This window comes from Streptomyces sp. NPDC060002 (assembly GCF_042737245.1).
Lineage (GTDB): Bacteria > Actinomycetota > Actinomycetes > Streptomycetales > Streptomycetaceae > Streptomyces.
The window spans coordinates 1-16819 of sequence record NZ_JBHWUW010000034.1; the positions used below are offsets into that span (position 1 = coordinate 1).

Here is a 16819-nt window from a genome sequence, read left to right on the forward strand (position 1 = left end):
GTATAAGAGACAGGTCCCGGGGCCTCCCCCTTGGTGCGGACCGCCTCCGGCCCGGCCTCACCGGCAGGATCAGGGCGTGGGCCGGCGGCGGATCCGGTCCCGTCCGTGTGTCAGACGGTCGCGACCGGGGTGAGCGGGCTGCCCTGGGTGCCGGGCAGGTTGAGCGGGGGAGCGGTGAGCAGGAAGCGGCTGCGGCCGTGCTCGCGCAGCCAGGCCGCGAGGTCGTGCAGGTACCACAGTTCGCCCAGCGGGACGCCGAGCTTGAACAGGCACAGGTGGTGGATGGGCAGCAGGGTGTGCGGGCCCTGGGCCTGGGTGACGCCCACGCCCTCGACGGCGTAGTTGTCGGCCACCAGCCCCGCGATCTGCGACTCGGCGATCCAGTCGAGCAGCGCCGGGTCGTCCGCGTCGAGGTAGGCGGCGGTCCGGTGGATGGCCACCGGGTCGGGGTTCTTCTCCCAGGCCAGGAGCTGGGTGGCGAAGCCGGTGTGCAGCAGCAGGATGTCGCCCGGCTCCACCACCACGTTGTCCGCCGCCATGATCTCCTGGAGCTTCGCGAGGCCGACCGGCTGGTAGCCGGTGCCCAGGTGGTGCGCGAGGTCGATCAGGACGCCCCGGCCCTGCACCCCGTGTTCCGCCATGTGCTCCAGACCGAGGTGGCGGGCGAAGCTGAGGCTCCCGCTGCCGTCCCCCTTGGCGTCCTCCTGCGGTCCGACGAGGTCGGCGCCGGGCCGGTACCCGTTGTAGTAGACCGGCTCGGCGATGCCGTCGCCGTCGGCGTCGAACTCGGCGCCCTGATGGGCGAGGGCGTCCCACTGGGTCGAGTACTGGAGCCAGAGAGTCACCACGTCGTCGGACCACACGTCGATCAGGTCCGGCGAGAAGTGCTCGCTCGCCTTGATGTTGTAGAAGACGTCCTGCTGGTGCTGGAGGTCCTCGGTGGGCCGCAGGATCGGAGGGTAACGGCGCTGGTTCAGGGAGGTGCCTCCCGGATAGTCCAGCGGCAGGCTCAGGCTGAAGGTGATCCCGTGCTCGACCTCGCGGACCCCCTGGAGGACCTTCTCCGGCGTCATCAGGTTGATGCGCCCCAGTTCGTCGTCCTCACCGAACTCGCCCCATGTCGAACCAGGCGGCCGCTGCTTCCAACGCTTCGTCACGATAAACGCCTCCTCAGGCGACAGGTCCCCGTTGACTGTCATCCGCATGCTATGGAGATTGTACCGTTCGGTCAACAAGTCTGATTGCTTGGAATCCAGGCTTCAGATTGTCTCCACTTCGGTAATAGACTGACTGGTCGAAACGTCTATCCCATGGAGGGGCAATGAGCGAATCCACACAGGCGTGGGTCGCGGCGGCTGTGCGTGCCGTGATCGGGGCGCACACGCAGGCCCAGGACGCCGGCCGCACCGACGACGTCGTCGCGCTGTACACACCCGACGCGGTTCTGGAGCTTCCGGGCACGGATCCGCTCCAGGGGCACGACGCGCTGCGCGAGGCCTTCAAGGGATGGGAGCCCACCCAGCCGCAACTGCACCTGGTGACCAACACGGTCGTCACCCCCGCGGGAGCCGACGAGGCGACGGCGGCCAGCGACGTGGCCTTCCTCCAGCGCGGCGAGTCGGGCTGGGCGGTGCAGGTCGTCGGGCACTACGACGACACGCTGCGCCGGGTCGACGGCGTCTGGCTGCTGCGGCGCAGGAAGACGACGTACCAGATCTGACCGCGCCCACCGTTCCATCCCTTCGACCCTGGAGAGACATGAGTACGACTTCTGCCGATGCCGAGGCGTCGGCCGCCGCCGGTGTGCAGACCGCCATCGCCGCCTACGCGCAGGCGCTGGACGCCGGCCGCACCGACGACCTCGCCGGGCTCTTCGTGCCGGACGGCGTCGCCGAGATAGCCGGCATGGCCACCTTCGAGGGCCAGGACGCGATCAGGGAGGGCTTCGCGGGCTTCGCGCCGGACCGGCCGCAGCTGCACCTGGTGGCCAACACGGTGCTCACCTCGTACACCGACGAGGAGGCCACGGCAGTCAGCGACCTGGCGTTCTTCCAGCGCGGCGAGTCGGGCTGGGCGGTGCAACTGGTCGGCCGCTACGACGACATCCTGCGCCGGCACGACGGCGTGTGGAAGTTCCGGCGGAGGGTCACGACCTTCCGGCCCTGACGGACGGTCCGTCACGACCTTCCGGTTTTGCCGGACCGCCCGGCCCGTCCCGGACGCCCGTGTCGCCTGTGGAGCAGGCGGCACGGGCGTTCCGCCTGCTCAGACCGCCGGGTCCGGTTCCTGGGCCTTGGCGAAGGTGAAGGCCGGGAACGCGTTCTGCACCGACTCGCGGATCAGCTCCTGGAGCTTCCAGCGCCCGGTCGGGTTCAGCAGCTGCTTGACCGGCTTGCCGGGGATGTTGGCGCCGTAGAAGTAGCTGCTCTTGAGGAAGGACGACTGTCCCGCGCTGTCGTTGACGAGGTCCGTCCACTCCTGCTCGGCGGCGGCCGTGACCTCGACGACGTCGTGGCCGTGCTCGCGCGCGTGCACGAGCAGGTCCATGACGTAGTCCACCTGGTCGCCGGAGTAGCGCGGGTTGTTGCCGAGGGCGCCGTGCGGGCCGCCGGGGAAGTAGAAGTTGGGGAAGCCGGCGCTCGTGACCCCGAGGTAGGTCGACGGACCGTCCGCCCAGTACTCCTCCAGGGGGAGACCCCCACGGCCGCGCACGCCGAGGCGGTTGAGGGCGCCGGTGCCGAAGTCGTAGCCGGTCGCCCAGATGATGACGTCGAACTCCTGGTGGCCCTCGGAGGTCTCGATCCCGGTCTCGGTGATGCGGACGATCGGCGTCTCGTTGATGTCGACCAGCTGGACGGCCGGCTTGTTGTACGCCTCGTAGTAGCCGGTGCCGAACGGGGGCCGCCGGCCGCCGTAGCCGTGCCCCTTGGGGATCAGCTTCTCGGCCGTCTCCGGGTCCTTGACGATGGAGCGGATCTTGGCGGCGATGAACTCGCACCACTCCTCGTTGACCGTGGGGTTCGTGGTCATGTCGTAGTAGTGCTCGGAGAGCTTGGTGAAGCCGGGGCCGTTCCACCGCGTCTCGTAGAACTCCTGGCGCTGCTCGGGGGAGTCCTCCAGGCCCGAACGCATGGTGATCTGGTGCAGGAAGCCGCTCGGCGAGGCGTTGAGGGTGTCCCGGACGGACTCGTAGTCGCCCTTGAGCCGGGCCTGCTCCTCGGGTGTGATCGGCCTGTTGTTGAGGGGGGTCAGCCAGTCGGCCACCTTCTGGTACACCGTCAGCTGCGCGACCTCGTCGGCGATCGCGGGCACGATCTGGACGCCGCTGGATCCGGTGCCGATCTGGGCCACCCGCTTGCCGGCGAAGTCCACGGGTGTGGCGGGCCACCGGCCGGTGTGGTGCTGCTCGCCGCGGAAGTCCTCGCGGCCCGGGATGCCGGGGACGAAGGGCACGGAGAGGATGCCGGTCGCGGCGACGACGTGCCGCGCCCGGTGTTCGGCGCCGTCCTCGGTGCGCACGGCCCAGGTGCCGGTCGCCTCGTCCCACACCGCCTCGGTCACCTTCGCGCCGAACACCATGTGGCGCCGCAGGTCGAACCGGTCGACCACGTGGTTGAAGTAGCGCTCGATCTCCGGCTGGCCGGCGAAGTGCTCCGACCACTCCCACTCCTCCCACAGCTCCTTGGAGAACAGGTAGCCGTAGGTGTAGCTCTCGGAGTCGAAGCGCGCCTCGGGGTAGCGGTTCCAGAACCAGGTGCCGCCCACGCCGCTGCCCGCCTCGAGCAGCTTCGTCGAGAAGCCGGACTCCCGGGCCCGGTACAGCTGGCCTATGCCGGTGACGCCGGCGCCGATGACCAGCACATCGACAAGGCCGCCGAGGCTGCCGGGACCGGCGAGGCCCTGGTCCGCCGGGCTCGTCTTCGTGGTTTCGCTCATGTGCTCTCCCGCGTGAGCCTTGATTCATATGTCGACCGGTCGATCGAATATTGAGGCTGAGAGTAGAGGAGGGGTCGGATTCGTTCAATGGATGCGAATCTCGGCTGGAACATTGATTGTACCGACCGTCTGGTCTAACTTTCGCTCAGGGACGCGAAGCCGCGCGACAGGAGCAGTCATGAGTGACAACGGCGTCGAAGAAACCACCGATCTGCGGGCCGCGGGCTGGCAGGCCATGCGGGCCGCGCTGCCGGGCGTGTTCCCCGAGGAGGACGTCGATCTGCGGGACGGCCGCTTCGGCGAGGAACTCGTCGACATCGGCCTCACCAGCGTCTGGGGAGCGCTGTGGGCGCGCGAAGGGCTCGCCCCGCGCGACCGCAGCCTGGTCACGCTCGGGATCCTCATCGCCCTCGGGGCCGAGACCGAGCTGAAGACCCACGTCCGGATCGCGCTGACGAACGGCCTGACCCAGGACGAGATCGCCGAGGTCGTCTACCACTCCAGCGGCTACACCGGGTTCCCGCGGGCGGTCGCCGCCCGTACCGCCGCCCGCGAGGCGCTGGAGGGCTGACGGCCCCACCCGGTTGTCCCCCGCGTCCGGGTGTCAGCGAGCAGGGGCCCACACCGAGCACACGAGGAGCACACATGTCACTTCAGGGAAAGGTCGCGGTCGTCACCGGCGGCGCGCGGGGAATCGGACGCGGGATCGCGACCGTGCTCGCGGCCAAGGGCGCCGCCGTGGCGGTCTGGGACCTCAACACCGAGGGCGCCGAGAAGACCGTCGCGGAGATCCAGGCGGCGGGCGGCACGGCCCTCGCGGTGGGCGGTGACGCCGCCGACGCCGCGGCCGTGGCCCGCTCCGCGGCGCGCACCCGCGACGAGCTCGGGCCGGTCACGATCCTCGTCAACAACGCGGGGACGACCGCCTACGAGCCCTTCACCCAGATCAGCGAGGCGTCCTGGGACCGCCTGATCGGGATCAACCTCAAGGGACCGTTCCTGGTCACCCAGGAGCTGGTGCCCGACATGGTCGAGGCGGGCTGGGGCCGGATCGTCAACATCTCCTCGTCCTCCGCCCAGACCGGCGCGCCCGCCATGGCGCACTACGCGGCCTCCAAGGGCGGCGTCATCGGCCTCACCAGGGCGCTGGCGGTCGAGTACATCGACAAGGGAATCACCGTCAACCACGTCCCGCCGGGGTTCATCGACACCCCTCTGGTCCGCCAGGGCCCGGTCGACGTGGACGCGGTCGCGGCCACCATGCCGATGAAGCGGGCCGGTACGCCCGAGGACGTCGCGTACGCGGTGGCCTACCTCGCCTCACCGGAGGCGGGCTACGTGACCGGCCAGACCTTCAGCGTCAACGGCGGGCGCTACGTCACCTGACGAAGCCGGCCGTCCGCACCCGGAATACCGCACCAACACCGCGCCAACGCCGTACTGGAGCCGAGAATGAGCATCGACGACGCCGCCGGGGCCCCCGCCCGCGTCCTGGTGGTGGGCGCCTCCGCGTCCGGACTGACCACCGTGGAGACCCTGCGCCGCAAGGGCTACGAGGGCCGGATCACCGTGCTCGGCGACGAGCCGCACGCGCCGTACGACCGGCCGCCGCTGTCCAAGCAGGTCCTCTCGGGCGCATGGGAGCCGGAGCGGGCCGCACTGCGCACCCAGGACGTGCTGTCGGCGCTCGACGCCGAGTTCGTCCTGGGCGACCCGGCGGTCGCGCTGGACCGGGCGTCGCGCGGTGTCCGCACGCAATCCGGGCGGGAGCTGCGGGCGGACGCGATCGTCATCGCCACGGGGGTACGGGCCCGGCGCCTTCCCGGCTCGGAGGACCTCGCCGGCGTCCACGTACTGCGCACCCTCGACGACGCGCTGGCTCTGCGCGCCGGTCTGCTCGCCGGCGCCCGGCTCGTGGTCGTCGGCGAGGGTGTCCTCGGCTCCGAGATCGCGGCCACCGCACGGACCCTGGGCCTGGACGTCACACTCACCGGGCCGCTGTCGGCGCCGATGGCGCTCCAGGTGGGCCCGCTGGTGTCGGGCGTGCTGGCCGACCTGCACACCGAGCGCGGCGTCGAGCTCCGGCTCGGCAACGGCGTCGTGGGCCTCACCGCCGAGGACGGCCGGGTCACCGGCGTCCGGCTCGCCACCGGCGAGGCGCTCCCGGCCGACGCGGTGGTCGTGGCGATCGGCGCGTCCCCGGCGACGGAGTGGCTCGCCGACAGCGGGCTGGAGCTCGACAACGGGGTGGTGTGCGACTCCCACTGCCGGGCGCAGGAGGGGATCTACGCCGTCGGCGACGTGGCCCGCTGGCACCACGAGGGCCTCGGCCGGCTCGTCCGCCTGGAGAACCGGACCAACGCCACGGAACAGGCCATGGCGGTCGCCGGGGAGATCCTCGGCGCGGACCGGCCGTACGCACCGGTGCCGTACTTCTGGACCGACCAGTACGACGCCAAGCTCCAGGTGCACGGCTTCCTGCCGGCCGACGCCGAAGTAGACGTTGTCGAGGGGGACCTGACGGCCCGTCGGTTCGTCGCCCGGTACCGCAGCGAGGGCCGGGTCACCGGGGTGCTCGGCTGGAACATGCCCAAGCAGGCCCGCATGCGCCGTCAGGAGATCGTCGACGGTCTCGACGCTCCCGCCCCGACCCACTGAACGATCAGGAGTGATTCCCATGAAGGTTGTCGTCGACGAGGAGAAGTGCGTCGCCGCCGGGCAGTGCGTGGCCGCCGCCATGGACGTGTTCGACCAGCGCGAGGACGACGGCATCGTCGTCCTGCTGGACGAGAGTCCGCCGGCCGAACTGGCCGAGGACGTCCGCAACGCCGCCGCGGTGTGCCCGGCGCTCGCGATCCGCCTCGAAGAGTAGGCCCCGAACTTCGCCCCTTCCCCCACCCCCACCACCGTTAGGAACATCCATGGCCGAGGCAGACACCCGGGACGCGCCCGACGAGTCCCTCTACTTCTACCAGGACGAGCGGGACGCCAAGTGCCCCTTCGCCCCGCCGCCCGGGCTGCGCGCCCTGAACGACAGGGGTCCCGTGTCCCGGGGCCGGATCTGGGACGGCAGCACCCCCTGGCTCGTCACGGGCCACGCAGCGCAGCGCGCCATCCTCTCCGACCCCCGCGTCAGCTCGGACGACAAGCAGCCGGGGTTCCCGTATCCCAACCGGGCCATGGCGGAGACCGCCCACCATCACCCGCTCACGATCTTCAACGCCGACGGCGCCGACCACACGCGGATCCGCCGCATGATGACCCGCCCGTTCACCCGCCCCCGGATGGAGGCGCTGCGGCCGGACATCCAGAGGTTCACCGACGAGCTCATCGACAAGATGCTCGCGGGCCCGAAACCGGTGAACCTGGTGACGGCGCTGTCGCTGCCGCTGCCCTCGCTGATGATCTGCGCGCTGCTCGGAGTGCCGTACGAGGACCACGACTTCTTCCAGGAGCACGCCTCCTTCGCCACCCGGAGCGACAAGACGGCCGAGGACGACCGCCGCGCGGGCGAGGCGTTGGGCGGCTACCTGGCCGCACTGCTCCAGAAGAAGATGGAGGAGCCCGCGGACGATGTGCTCTCGGACTTCGCCGCGCGGATCAAGGAGGGCGACCTCACCCTTCCCGAGGCCACCCTGCTCTCCATGATCCTGCTGATCGCCGGTCACGAGACCAGCGCGACCATGATCACGCTGGGCACCGCGCTGCTGCTGGAGAACCCCGGCCAGATCGCGCGGCTGCGCGAGGTCGAGGACACCCGGGACGCCGCGAACGCGGTCGACGAGATCCTGCGCTACCTGACCGTGGCGATGTTCGGACAGCGGCGCATCGCCGTCGAGGACTTCGAGTTCGAGGGTGCGCGGATCAAGGCAGGGGACGGCATCGTCGTCCCGCTGCCCGCCGGCAACTGGGACCCGGAGGCGTTCCCCGAGCCCGAGAAGCTCGACCTCACCCGCAAGGCGAACCACCACCACGCCTTCGGCTGGGGCATCCACCAGTGCCTGGGCCAGCAGCTCGCCCGCATCGAACTCCAGGTCGTCTACGGCACGCTCTACCGGCGCATCCCGACCCTCCGCCTCGCGGTGGACCGCGACGAACTCGAGTTCCGCCCGGCCGACGCGCTCGCCTTCGGCATCAAGGAGCTGCCGGTGACCTGGTAGCCCGGCATCGCCGCACCAGCCCCAGGCGCTCCGGCACCGACCGGCGGGCCGGCCGGTCCCACCCACCCGGGCGGGACCGGCCCTCGCATCCGTCACGGCATCCGTCACGCCATCCGAAACAGCAACAGCAACCGCATCCGCAACGGCAACGGCAGTACAACAGGAGTCAGGCATGAGCGAGTTCAGCTTCGAAGGACGCGTCGCGGTCGTCACCGGCGCCGGCCGGGGGATCGGCCGGGCCCATGCCCGCCTGCTGGCGGAGCGCGGGGCGAAGGTCGTCGTCAACGACCTGGGCGGATCCATGGAGGGCGACGGCTCGGACACCGGCCCCGCGCAGAAGGTCGTCGAGGAGATCGTCGTGGCCGGGGGCGAGGCCGTCGCCGACACCCATGACGTCTCCACGCCGGCCGGCGGCCAGGCCGTCATCGACACCGCGATCGGGCACTTCGGCCGCATCGACGTCCTCGTCAACAACGCGGGGATCATCCGGTGGGCCGGCCTGCCGGAGGTCGACGCGGAGAACCTGGAACGCCACCTCGCCGTGCACCTCGTCGGCTCGTTCAACACACTGCGCGCCGCCTGGCCGCACTTCGTCGAGCAGCAGTACGGCCGCGTCGTGCTGACCACCTCCAGCGGCCTGTTCGGGCTCGACAACAACCTGTCGTACGCGGCGGCGAAGGCGGGCACGGTCGGGCTGGCCCGCAGCGCGAAACTGTCCGGCGAGCCCCATGGGATCAAGGTCAACCTGATCGCGCCCGCGGCGATGACCCGGATGGGCGGCGGCCCCGAGGAGGAGCCCGCCGAGACGGCCCCCGGCATGCCGTACATGCCCTCGGACGCGGTGGCGCCGATGGTGGCGTACCTCGCCCACGAGAGCTGCCCGGTCAGCGGGGAGATCTACACCGCCGGCGCCGGCCGCTTCGCCCGCCTGTTCATCGCCTCGACCGAGGGCTACGTCCACGAGGGCGGCTCCGTCACCGTCGAGGACGTGGCGGGCAACTGGGACGCGATCAACGACGAGAAGGGCTACTACGTGCCGTCGGACCTGATGGCCTGGTCGGGCGCGTTCCTGAAGCACCAGTTCACCGCGATCCCGAGCGCCGATTCCACGAACGCGGACGCGGACGCGTAGCCGGACGCGTAGGCGGACGCCGGCCGCACGCCACACGGCCGCGCCGCTGCACGGCGGACAGGCATGACACCACGACAGCCGTGGAGTGGTCGGCGGTGGGCGGGGGGCACGCGGACGACGGTGGCCGAGGGCCGGGCGGAATGCCCGGCCCTCGCGGCGTTTCGCCGTCCGCGCCGGGCGGCAGCCGCGGGATCGTCTGCCGTCTGCCGTCTGCCGTCTGCCGTCTGCCGTCTGCCGTCTGCCGTCTGCCGTTCGCGGTTCGCGGTCTGCCGTATGGGATATGGGGTCTAAGGCATGCGGTATGCCGCACGAGGCCTGTGGCATGCCGTACGGCGTCTGCGGGGTGCGGACGACCGCGCGCGACCGTGAACGCCCGGTGACCTCGGGCGTGGTGGTCCGCGGGCAGTCGCCGTGCGGGCCGGCGAGGGCGCGGCGCTGTGGGGGCGACGCCGCAAACGGTGTGGGACCGGCTCCGCCGCGCCGTCCCGCCCGGCCGACGGCCGGGGGAGGGAAGCGAGCGGAGCCGGTCCCACGCGGGGGAGGAGGAGGTCGCGCCGTCAAGCCGCCTGACCGACCTCGGCCTCGTCGAGGCGCTTGCTCCGGGGGATGAGCAGGACGAGCAGAGCGCCCACGGAGCAGCAGCCGACGACCAGCCAGAGACCGTTGGTGAACCCGGCGTCGAGATAGAACTGGGTGCCCTTCAGGATCGCGCCGTGCTGGGCCATCACGACGAAGGCCAGCTGGGAGACGATGATCTGTGCGACGCCCTGGCCCAGGGTCTGGGCGCCGTTGGCCAGCGCCTGCTCCTCGGGGGTGACCACCTCGATGATCATGATGGGCACGACGGCCATGACCATGCCCGTGCCGAGCCCCGCGATCAGGCCCATCTCCACGATCTGGGCGGCGTTGTGGTGCAGTTGCGTGCCGATGCCGTAGCCGAGGACGGTGAGCGCGGATCCGGCGCCCAGCAGGATGCGGGCGTCCATCCGGCGGGCGAGCCAGCCGGTGCCGACGGCCCCGACGATGATCATCGCGCTGATCGGACTGGTGACGATGGCGTTGTGGGTGCCGGACCAGCCCAGCCCCTCGGAGATGGTGGGGATCTTCGGCATCAGTATCAGCATCTGCAGCACCACGCCGACGGCGCTGAGCGAGCCGGCCGCGATGGAGGTGGCCAGCAGGACGGTCCACACGGGGCGACGCCGTGTCATGGACGGCGGGAACAGCGGTTCGGCGACCCGTCGCTCGACGAGTACGAAGGCGACCAGCGCGACCAGCGAACCGGCGATGTAGGCGGCGAACCTGCCGCTGTCCCAACCCCAGTGCGATCCCTGGCCGACGGCGTAGACGATCGCGGTGATGCCTCCGCCGAGCAGGAGTCCGCCGATCCAGTCCATTCGGCCGCCCGCCGCGCGAATCGGGCTCTCGGGCAGGAAGGCGGCCACCAGGACGAAACTCACCGCGGTGCTGATGGCCATGAACCACAGCACGCCGCGGAAGCCGTGGTCGTCCAGGAGCCAGCCGGACAGGAACGGCCCGCCGAAGGCGACGAGACCGACGCCGCCGGCGAGGATCCCGCTGGCGAGTCCGACCCAGCGGCGGGGGAACACGTCGCGGGTGATCGCGTAGGCGAGCGGGGCGGTGGCCGCGTAGATGCCCGCGATGCCGCGTCCGATCAGCAGCGTGCGGTAGTCGGTGGCGACAGCGGCGATCAGGTCGCCCACGAAGCCGAGCGCGGTGGCGACGAGCAGGACGCGTTTCTTGCCGAAGAGGGCCGCGGCCTTGACCGCGAAGGGCAGGAAGAACGTCCCGGTCAGCAGGGTCATCAGGGTGAACCAGGCGATCTCGGTGGTCCGGAAGTGGATCGCGACCTCGGCCTGCGCGATGCCGGACAACGCGGCCATGAGCGCGACCAGTTGAACGGTCCACACGAGCGCGACGACCATGAGGACGTTGCGCGTGGTGGAGGAGGATCTCTCCTCCTGGGCCGGCGGAGCGGCGGTGGGTGTCTGCGACATCGGGGCCTTCCATGGGTGAGCGGAGAACCGGAGAGCGGCCCGAGTGGCTGCGGGCCGGGGAGCGGGGGGACGAGCGCGCGGTGTGGGGAGCTTCGATGCGGCTGCCGGAAAGATAGACCCAACGGTCGGTACAATCAATGACACGCGCAGAAGCCAGAGTGCTCCCGATTTCGGCGGTCCTGTGCGGCAGCCCTCGCGGCCACTGTGAACAGCGCTTTTCTTCTCGAGGGCGGCGAGGTCGGCCGCGCTGTGCGTCCGGTTTGCGTCCCGCTCAGTGGGACACCCCACCGCTCCGCTCCGCCTGGAGCCGTGATCGCCCGGCAGGCGGGCCGTTGTCGGGTTCGGCCGCCGTACACGTGCGACACGCCGTCGAGTTCGACGCGGTAGCAGGCCTTGCCCTCGGCGCCACAGGCTCGGTCGACGTCAGGCGCCCGGCGTTCCCTGCCGCGTCACCCCGGAAAGCTCCGGGACGAAAGGGATCGACCGGCAGTCCTCGTCGGCAGGGTTTCCGCCCGCAGGACGCGCGCAGCGCGGGTTCCCGGCCAACCGCCGCTTTCCGGCCCCGAGTCGGCGGACCGGAGCGCCTTGGGGATCTCTTGGCCGGTCGCACACCCCTCGTACCGTCGACCTTCACGCCGGCGTCATCCGGCCCTTCCCTGACGTTCGGTGCCCTTGAAACACTCCTTGCGCGCGCATTGCGTCACGAACCGGCAGGCGCAGCCCCTTCCGTACGAGAGGTGCCTCACCCATGCCCGAGGTCAACCGGCGCCGATTCCTCCAACTCGCGGGCGCCACCACGGCGTTCACCGCGCTCTCCGGCAGCGTCGAACGCGCTGCCGCGCTGCCCGCGAACCACCGCACGGGGTCGATCGAGGACGTCGAGCACATCGTCGTCCTGATGCAGGAGAACCGCTCCTTCGACCACTACTTCGGCAAGCTGAGGGGGGTCAGGGGCTTCGGCGACCCGCGCCCGGTCACCCTCGCGAACGGCAGGTCGGTCTGGCATCAGGCGGACGGCGCCGGCAAGGACGTCCTTCCGTTCCACCCCGACGCCGACGACCTGGGTCTCGCCTTCATCCAGGACCTCCCGCACGGCTGGAACGACGGCCATGTCGCCTTCGACGGCGGCAGGTACGACAAGTGGATCCCCGCCAAGAGCGCCACGACGATGGCGTACCTGACCCGCGAGGACATCCCCTTCCACTACGCGCTCGCCGACACCTTCACCATCTGCGACGCCTACCACTGCTCCTTCATCGGCTCCACCGACCCCAACCGCTACTACCTGTGGACCGGTCATACCGGCAACGACGGCAAGGGCGGCGGCCCGGTCCTCGGCAACGACGAGGCCGGCTACAACTGGACGACGTACCCCGAACGTCTGGAGCGGGCCGGGGTCTCCTGGAAGATCTACCAGGACATCGGCGACGGCCTGGACGCGAAGGGCAGCTGGGGCTGGATCCAGGACGCCTACCGCGGGAACTACGGCGACAACTCGTTGCTGTACTTCAAGCAGTACCAGAACGCCGAGCCCGGCGACCCGCTGTACGACAAGGCCCGCACCGGTACCGACGCCCGCACGGGCGAGGGGTACTTCGAGCGGCTGAAGGCGGACGTCAAGGGCGGCCGGCTGCCGCAGATCTCCTGGATCGCCGCCCCCGAGGCCTTCACCGAGCATCCCAACTGGCCCGCGAACTACGGCGCCTGGTACATCGCCCAGGTCCTCGACGCGCTCACCTCCGACCCGGAGGTGTGGGCGAAGACGGCCCTGTTCGTCACCTATGACGAGAACGACGGCTTCTTCGACCACCTGCTCCCGCCGTTCCCGCCGGCCTCGGCCGCGCAGGGCCGTTCGACGGTCGACGTGGGCCTCGACGTCTTCGCGGGCGACAGCGGCCACACCGCCGGTCCCTACGGGCTCGGCCAGCGGGTGCCCATGCTCGTCATCTCCCCCTGGAGCAAGGGTGGTTACGTCTGCTCCGAGACGCTGGACCACACCTCGGTCATCCGGTTCATGGAGCGCCGCTTCGGCGTCCACGAGCCGAACATCTCGCCGTGGCGGCGCGCGGTGTGCGGCGATCTGACCTCCGCGTTCGACTTCACCCGCCCGGACACCCGCCCGGTCGCCCTGCCGGACACCGACGGCTACGAGCCCCCGGACCGCGGCCGCCACCCCGACTACGTTCCCACCCCGCCGGCCCAACCCGTCCTGCCGAAGCAGGAGCGCGGCACGCGGCCCACCCGCCCGCTCGCGTACGCGCCCGCCGTGCACGGTTCGGTGGACCCGGCCGCGGGGACCCTCACCCTCACCTTCGCCTCCGGGGCCAAGGCCGGCGCCGCCTTCCTGGTCACCTCCGGCAACCGCGCCGACGGACCGTGGAGCTACACCACCGGGGCGGGCGCGACCGTTTCCGACACCTGGAACCCGGCGTACTCGGGCGGCTCGCACGACCTGACCGTGCACGGTCCGAACGGCTTCCTGCGCGGCTTCAAGGCAGCGGGGAAGACGGCCGGGGCCGAGGTGACCGCCCGGCACGTCGACGACGGTCTCGAACTGACCTTCACCCACCGGGGTTACCGCACGGTGGAACTGAAGGTGGCCGACGGCTACGGCGGCCGGCCGACGACCGTCGGGCTGCGCCCCGGCCAGTCGGTCAAGCGCACCCTGGACCTGCGGGCGAGCCGCCGGTGGTACGACCTCACCGTCACGTCGAGCGCCGACCCGGCGTTCCTCAGGCGGTTCGCCGGACACGTCGAGAACGGCCGCCCCGGCGTGAGCGACCCGGCGATCGCCACGGAGTGACCGGTTGGGCCGGTACCACGGCAAATGCGCGGTGAACACCGCATCGTGGGGGCTGGTCAGGTCCCGGTCGGCTCCGGGTATTGTGCCCCGGTGACCACGCAATCGAACACACCTTCAGGCTGGTACCCGGACCCGCACGGGGCGGACCGGACCCTGCGTTACTGGGACGGCGCCCAGTGGACCGAGCACACGCACGCGGACGGCAAGGGGCAGCCCGCGCCGCAGGTGCCCCAGCAGGCGGGGCCGGACGAGCGGGTCCAGCGCCAGGTACAGCAGCAGGCCGGGGTCGCCTCGAGCGGCCCCGGCGGCGGCACGCTGTTCAGCGAGCCGGTGCTGGTGGTGAACCAGAAGGCCAAGCTGATCGAGCTGACCAACGAGTACAAGGTCATGGACCAGCAGGGCGGTCAGCTCGGCTCGGTCGTCCAGGTCGGTCAGAGCGCGCTGCGCAAGATCCTGCGCTTCGTCGTCAGCATCGACCAGTACCTGACGCACAGGCTGGAGATCCGCGACGTCCACGGGCAGCCGGTGCTGCTGCTGACACGTCCGGCGAAGTTCCTCAAGTCGCGGGTGGTCGTGACGCGCCCCGACGGGCAGCCGGTCGGCGAGATCGTCCAGCAGAACGTCTTCGGAAAGATCAACTTCGCCATCAACGCGGACGGCCGTCAGATCGGCGCGATCAAGGCGGAGAACTGGCGGGCCTGGAACTTCGCGATCGTCGACCACGCCGACAACGAGGTCGCCCGGATCACCAAGACCTGGGAAGGCCTCGCCAAGACGATGTTCACCACGGCGGACAACTACGTCCTGCAGATCCACTACCAGTTGCCCGAGCCGCTGCTGAGCCTGGTCGTCGCCACGGCCCTGACCGTGGACACCGCGCTCAAGCAGGACGCGCGCGGTCTGGGCTGACGCCCTTCGCGGCCGGGTGGCACCTCCTGGGTGTCGCCCGGCCGCACCGCCGTTACAGCGGGGTGAGGTGCTCGGGCCCGGTCGTCGGCCGGGGCAGCAGCGCCGGTTCGGCCGACGCCGTCTCCGGCCGCAGGGCCAGCACCGCCGCAACGGGGTGGTCCTCGTCGTGGTCCTCGTACGGGACGGCACCGGGTTCCGGCGCGGCCCGGGACAGCTGTACCACGCCCCAGCCCGCGACGCCCGCTCCCGCCAGTGCCAGGAGCATCCCCGCCGCCCCGCCCTGCAGGCGTTCGCCCAGGAGCGCGAGGCCGATCGCCGCGGCGGCCACCGGGTTCGCCAGGGTCACCATCGCCAGCGGTGCGCCGAGGCCACCGCGGTAGGCGGTCTGCGACAGCAGCAGCCCGGCCGTCGCGAAGGCCGCGACCAGCAGCGCCACCCCGACCACCTGCACGCTGAGCAGCGGGCCCGAACGGTCCGTCGCGGCCACCGTCACGGTCTGGGTGAGCGCCGAGGCGACCCCCGAGGCGAAGCCGGACGCGGTCGCGTGCCGCAGTCCCGGCCTGGCGCCGCGCCGGGCCAGCAGCCCGATGAGCGCCGAGGTCGCTCCCGCCACCCCGACCGCCTCCGGCACGCTCAGGACGTCCTCGGGAGCCGGGCCCGACGCGGTGACCAGGATCGCGGCCAGGCCGGCCAGGGTGAAGGCGATGCCCCGCCACTCGGCGGCGCCGACCTGGCGCCCGGCGACCCGCGCGCCCATCGGCACCGCCGCGACCAGGGTGAGTGCGCCGAGCGGCTGCACCACGGTGAGCGGCCCGTACTTGAGGGCGACCACGTGCAGCAGCGCGGCGGCGGCGTTCAGCCCCACCGACCACCACCAGGCGCCGTTGCCGAGCAGGCGCGGCAGACTCGTGCCGGGGTGCCGGGAGGCCAGCCGTTCCTGGGCGACGGCGGCGGCCGCGTAGGCGACGGCCGAGAAGAGGGACAGGACGACGGCGACCAGGGTGGCGTTCATCGGCCCGCTCCCACGAGGACCGGCTGCTCGGCCGGGACGGGGGCGGGCGCACCGCGTTCCGCCGTCGTGGCCTTGCGCCGGGGGGCGTGGATCAGCGCCAGCGCGAGGCCGAGCAGCGCGCCCGCCGCGATCGCGTCGAGCCAGTAGTGGTTCGCCGTGCCCACGATCACCAGCAGGGTCAGCAGCGGATGCAGCAGCCACAGCCACCGCCACCGCGACCGGGTGGCGACGACCAGGCCGATCGCGACCATCAGGGCCCAGCCGAAGTGCAGCGAGGGCATCGCCGCGAACTGGTTCGACAGATGGTCCGTTCGCGGCGGGCCGTACACCGACGGCCCGTACACGCGCGCGGTGTCGACGAGTCCCGTCGCCGCGAGCATCCGCGGCGGGGCGAGCGGAAGGGCGAGGTGCAGCACCAGGGCGGCGGCGGTGACCGCGGCCAGCACCCGGCGGGCCCACACGTAGTGGGCCGGGCGCCGCAGGTAGAGCCAGACCAGGAAGGCCAGGGTGGCGGGGAAGTGCACGGTCGCGTAGTAGGTGTTCGCGACCTTGACCAGGGTGTCGCCGTGCAGCAGCAGGGCCTGCACGGAGCCTTCCTGGGGCAGTCGGAGCAGGCGTTCGACGTGCCACACGTCGTCTGCGTTGCGGAAGGCCTCGCCGGTGTGGCCGGCGGCCAGCCGCCGGCCGAGCTTGTAGACGAGGAAGAGCCCTGCGACCAGCAGGAGCTCTCGGACTATGGGCGGCCGTGCCGGCGTGACCGGCTCCGCTTCCCCAGGCTCGGTGCGGGCATTCATCCCCCGGCCCCTTCACTGACGGTGGTGCGTGTGGGTGGTGCTGCCGTGCGCGTGA

General features: G+C 71.3%; 15 protein-coding genes. 10 read left to right on the top strand and 5 right to left on the bottom strand.

All coding sequences use genetic code 11. The features are described from left to right. Positions 1–110 precede the first annotated feature (110 nt). Positions 111–1157 carry a cyclase family protein gene (locus ACFWBD_RS26420; protein ID WP_385671512.1) on the bottom strand — a complete coding sequence of 349 codons (1047 nt, stop codon included), beginning with the start codon at positions 1155–1157 and terminating at the stop codon, positions 111–113. Between the two features lie 164 nt (positions 1158–1321). On the opposite strand from ACFWBD_RS26420, the gene ACFWBD_RS26425 reads away from it, so the two are divergent. Further along, on the top strand, positions 1322–1720 hold the full coding sequence (locus tag ACFWBD_RS26425; RefSeq protein WP_385671515.1) for a nuclear transport factor 2 family protein: 399 nt from the start codon (positions 1322–1324) through the stop codon (positions 1718–1720). 38 nt (positions 1721–1758) lie between these two features. Beyond that, positions 1759–2166: a nuclear transport factor 2 family protein gene (locus ACFWBD_RS26430; RefSeq protein ID WP_385671518.1), complete on the top strand. Its 408-nt coding sequence runs from the start codon at positions 1759–1761 to the stop codon at positions 2164–2166. A gap of 99 nt (positions 2167–2265) precedes the next feature. Here ACFWBD_RS26430 and ACFWBD_RS26435 read toward each other — a convergent pair whose 3' ends face one another. Continuing rightward, entirely contained in the window at positions 2266–3936 is a 1671-nt protein-coding gene (locus ACFWBD_RS26435; protein ID WP_385671521.1) for a flavin-containing monooxygenase, read from the bottom strand. Between the two features lie 178 nt (positions 3937–4114). Here ACFWBD_RS26435 and ACFWBD_RS26440 point away from each other — a divergent pair, with 178 nt between their 5' ends. The 6 genes from ACFWBD_RS26440 to ACFWBD_RS26465 all read left to right on the top strand — a co-directional run bounded on the left by ACFWBD_RS26440 (position 4115) and on the right by ACFWBD_RS26465 (position 9228). Continuing rightward, entirely contained in the window at positions 4115–4507 is a 393-nt protein-coding gene (locus tag ACFWBD_RS26440) for a carboxymuconolactone decarboxylase family protein (RefSeq protein WP_385671524.1), read from the top strand. A 74-nt stretch (positions 4508–4581) separates the two neighbouring features. Beyond that, on the top strand, positions 4582–5322 hold the full coding sequence (locus ACFWBD_RS26445) for an SDR family NAD(P)-dependent oxidoreductase (protein ID WP_385671527.1): 741 nt from the start codon (positions 4582–4584) through the stop codon (positions 5320–5322). Between the two features lie 66 nt (positions 5323–5388). After that, entirely contained in the window at positions 5389–6594 is a 1206-nt protein-coding gene (locus tag ACFWBD_RS26450; RefSeq protein ID WP_385671530.1) for an NAD(P)/FAD-dependent oxidoreductase, read from the top strand. Between the two features lie 19 nt (positions 6595–6613). Next, positions 6614–6808 (top strand): ferredoxin, encoded by a 195-nt coding sequence (locus ACFWBD_RS26455; RefSeq protein WP_351760258.1) that lies wholly within the window; start codon positions 6614–6616, stop codon positions 6806–6808. A 49-nt stretch (positions 6809–6857) separates the two neighbouring features. Next, positions 6858–8096, top strand: a complete 1239-nt coding sequence (locus tag ACFWBD_RS26460) for a cytochrome P450 (RefSeq protein ID WP_385671533.1) — start codon at positions 6858–6860, stop codon at positions 8094–8096. 172 nt (positions 8097–8268) lie between these two features. Next, positions 8269–9228: an SDR family NAD(P)-dependent oxidoreductase gene (locus ACFWBD_RS26465; RefSeq protein ID WP_385671536.1), complete on the top strand. Its 960-nt coding sequence runs from the start codon at positions 8269–8271 to the stop codon at positions 9226–9228. 557 nt (positions 9229–9785) lie between these two features. On the opposite strand, the gene ACFWBD_RS26470 is transcribed toward ACFWBD_RS26465, so the two are convergent. Beyond that, complete coding sequence (locus tag ACFWBD_RS26470; RefSeq protein ID WP_385671539.1) at positions 9786–11246, bottom strand: MFS transporter; 1461 nt, start codon at positions 11244–11246, stop codon at positions 9786–9788. A gap of 748 nt (positions 11247–11994) precedes the next feature. Between ACFWBD_RS26470 and ACFWBD_RS26475 the strand changes: the two genes are divergently transcribed. Together ACFWBD_RS26475 and ACFWBD_RS26480 are read left to right on the top strand one after the other, a co-directional pair. Beyond that, entirely contained in the window at positions 11995–14049 is a 2055-nt protein-coding gene (locus ACFWBD_RS26475; RefSeq protein ID WP_385671542.1) for a phosphocholine-specific phospholipase C, read from the top strand. Between the two features lie 90 nt (positions 14050–14139). Beyond that, a complete protein-coding gene (locus tag ACFWBD_RS26480) occupies positions 14140–14958 on the top strand; it encodes a phospholipid scramblase-related protein (RefSeq protein ID WP_385671545.1) in 819 nt (272 codons plus the stop codon). 52 nt (positions 14959–15010) lie between these two features. On the opposite strand, the gene ACFWBD_RS26485 is transcribed toward ACFWBD_RS26480, so the two are convergent. Further along, positions 15011–15970: a hypothetical protein gene (locus tag ACFWBD_RS26485; RefSeq protein WP_385671548.1), complete on the bottom strand. Its 960-nt coding sequence runs from the start codon at positions 15968–15970 to the stop codon at positions 15011–15013. Further along, positions 15967–16764, bottom strand: coding sequence for a phosphatase PAP2 family protein (locus tag ACFWBD_RS26490; RefSeq protein WP_385671551.1), 798 nt, complete (start codon positions 16762–16764; stop codon positions 15967–15969). The genes ACFWBD_RS26485 and ACFWBD_RS26490 overlap by 4 nt, the downstream gene beginning before the upstream one ends. Positions 16765–16819: the final 55 nt, after the last annotated feature.

Excerpts from the sequence above, each read along its gene's own strand:
- ACFWBD_RS26425 (WP_385671515.1), top strand. The coding sequence starts at position 1,322 with ATGAGCGAATCCACACAGGCGTGGGTCGCGGCGGCTGTGCGTGCCGTG.
- ACFWBD_RS26430 (WP_385671518.1), top strand. The coding sequence starts at position 1,759 with ATGAGTACGACTTCTGCCGATGCCGAGGCGTCGGCCGCCGCCGGTGTG.
- ACFWBD_RS26435 (WP_385671521.1), bottom strand. The coding sequence starts at position 3,936 with ATGAGCGAAACCACGAAGACGAGCCCGGCGGACCAGGGCCTCGCCGGT.
- ACFWBD_RS26440 (WP_385671524.1), top strand. The coding sequence starts at position 4,115 with ATGAGTGACAACGGCGTCGAAGAAACCACCGATCTGCGGGCCGCGGGC.
- ACFWBD_RS26445 (WP_385671527.1), top strand. The coding sequence starts at position 4,582 with ATGTCACTTCAGGGAAAGGTCGCGGTCGTCACCGGCGGCGCGCGGGGA.
- ACFWBD_RS26450 (WP_385671530.1), top strand. The coding sequence starts at position 5,389 with ATGAGCATCGACGACGCCGCCGGGGCCCCCGCCCGCGTCCTGGTGGTG.
- ACFWBD_RS26455 (WP_351760258.1), top strand. The coding sequence starts at position 6,614 with ATGAAGGTTGTCGTCGACGAGGAGAAGTGCGTCGCCGCCGGGCAGTGC.
- ACFWBD_RS26460 (WP_385671533.1), top strand. The coding sequence starts at position 6,858 with ATGGCCGAGGCAGACACCCGGGACGCGCCCGACGAGTCCCTCTACTTC.
- ACFWBD_RS26465 (WP_385671536.1), top strand. The coding sequence starts at position 8,269 with ATGAGCGAGTTCAGCTTCGAAGGACGCGTCGCGGTCGTCACCGGCGCC.
- ACFWBD_RS26470 (WP_385671539.1), bottom strand. The coding sequence starts at position 11,246 with ATGTCGCAGACACCCACCGCCGCTCCGCCGGCCCAGGAGGAGAGATCC.
- ACFWBD_RS26475 (WP_385671542.1), top strand. The coding sequence starts at position 11,995 with ATGCCCGAGGTCAACCGGCGCCGATTCCTCCAACTCGCGGGCGCCACC.
- ACFWBD_RS26485 (WP_385671548.1), bottom strand. The coding sequence starts at position 15,970 with ATGAACGCCACCCTGGTCGCCGTCGTCCTGTCCCTCTTCTCGGCCGTC.
- ACFWBD_RS26490 (WP_385671551.1), bottom strand. The coding sequence starts at position 16,764 with ATGAATGCCCGCACCGAGCCTGGGGAAGCGGAGCCGGTCACGCCGGCA.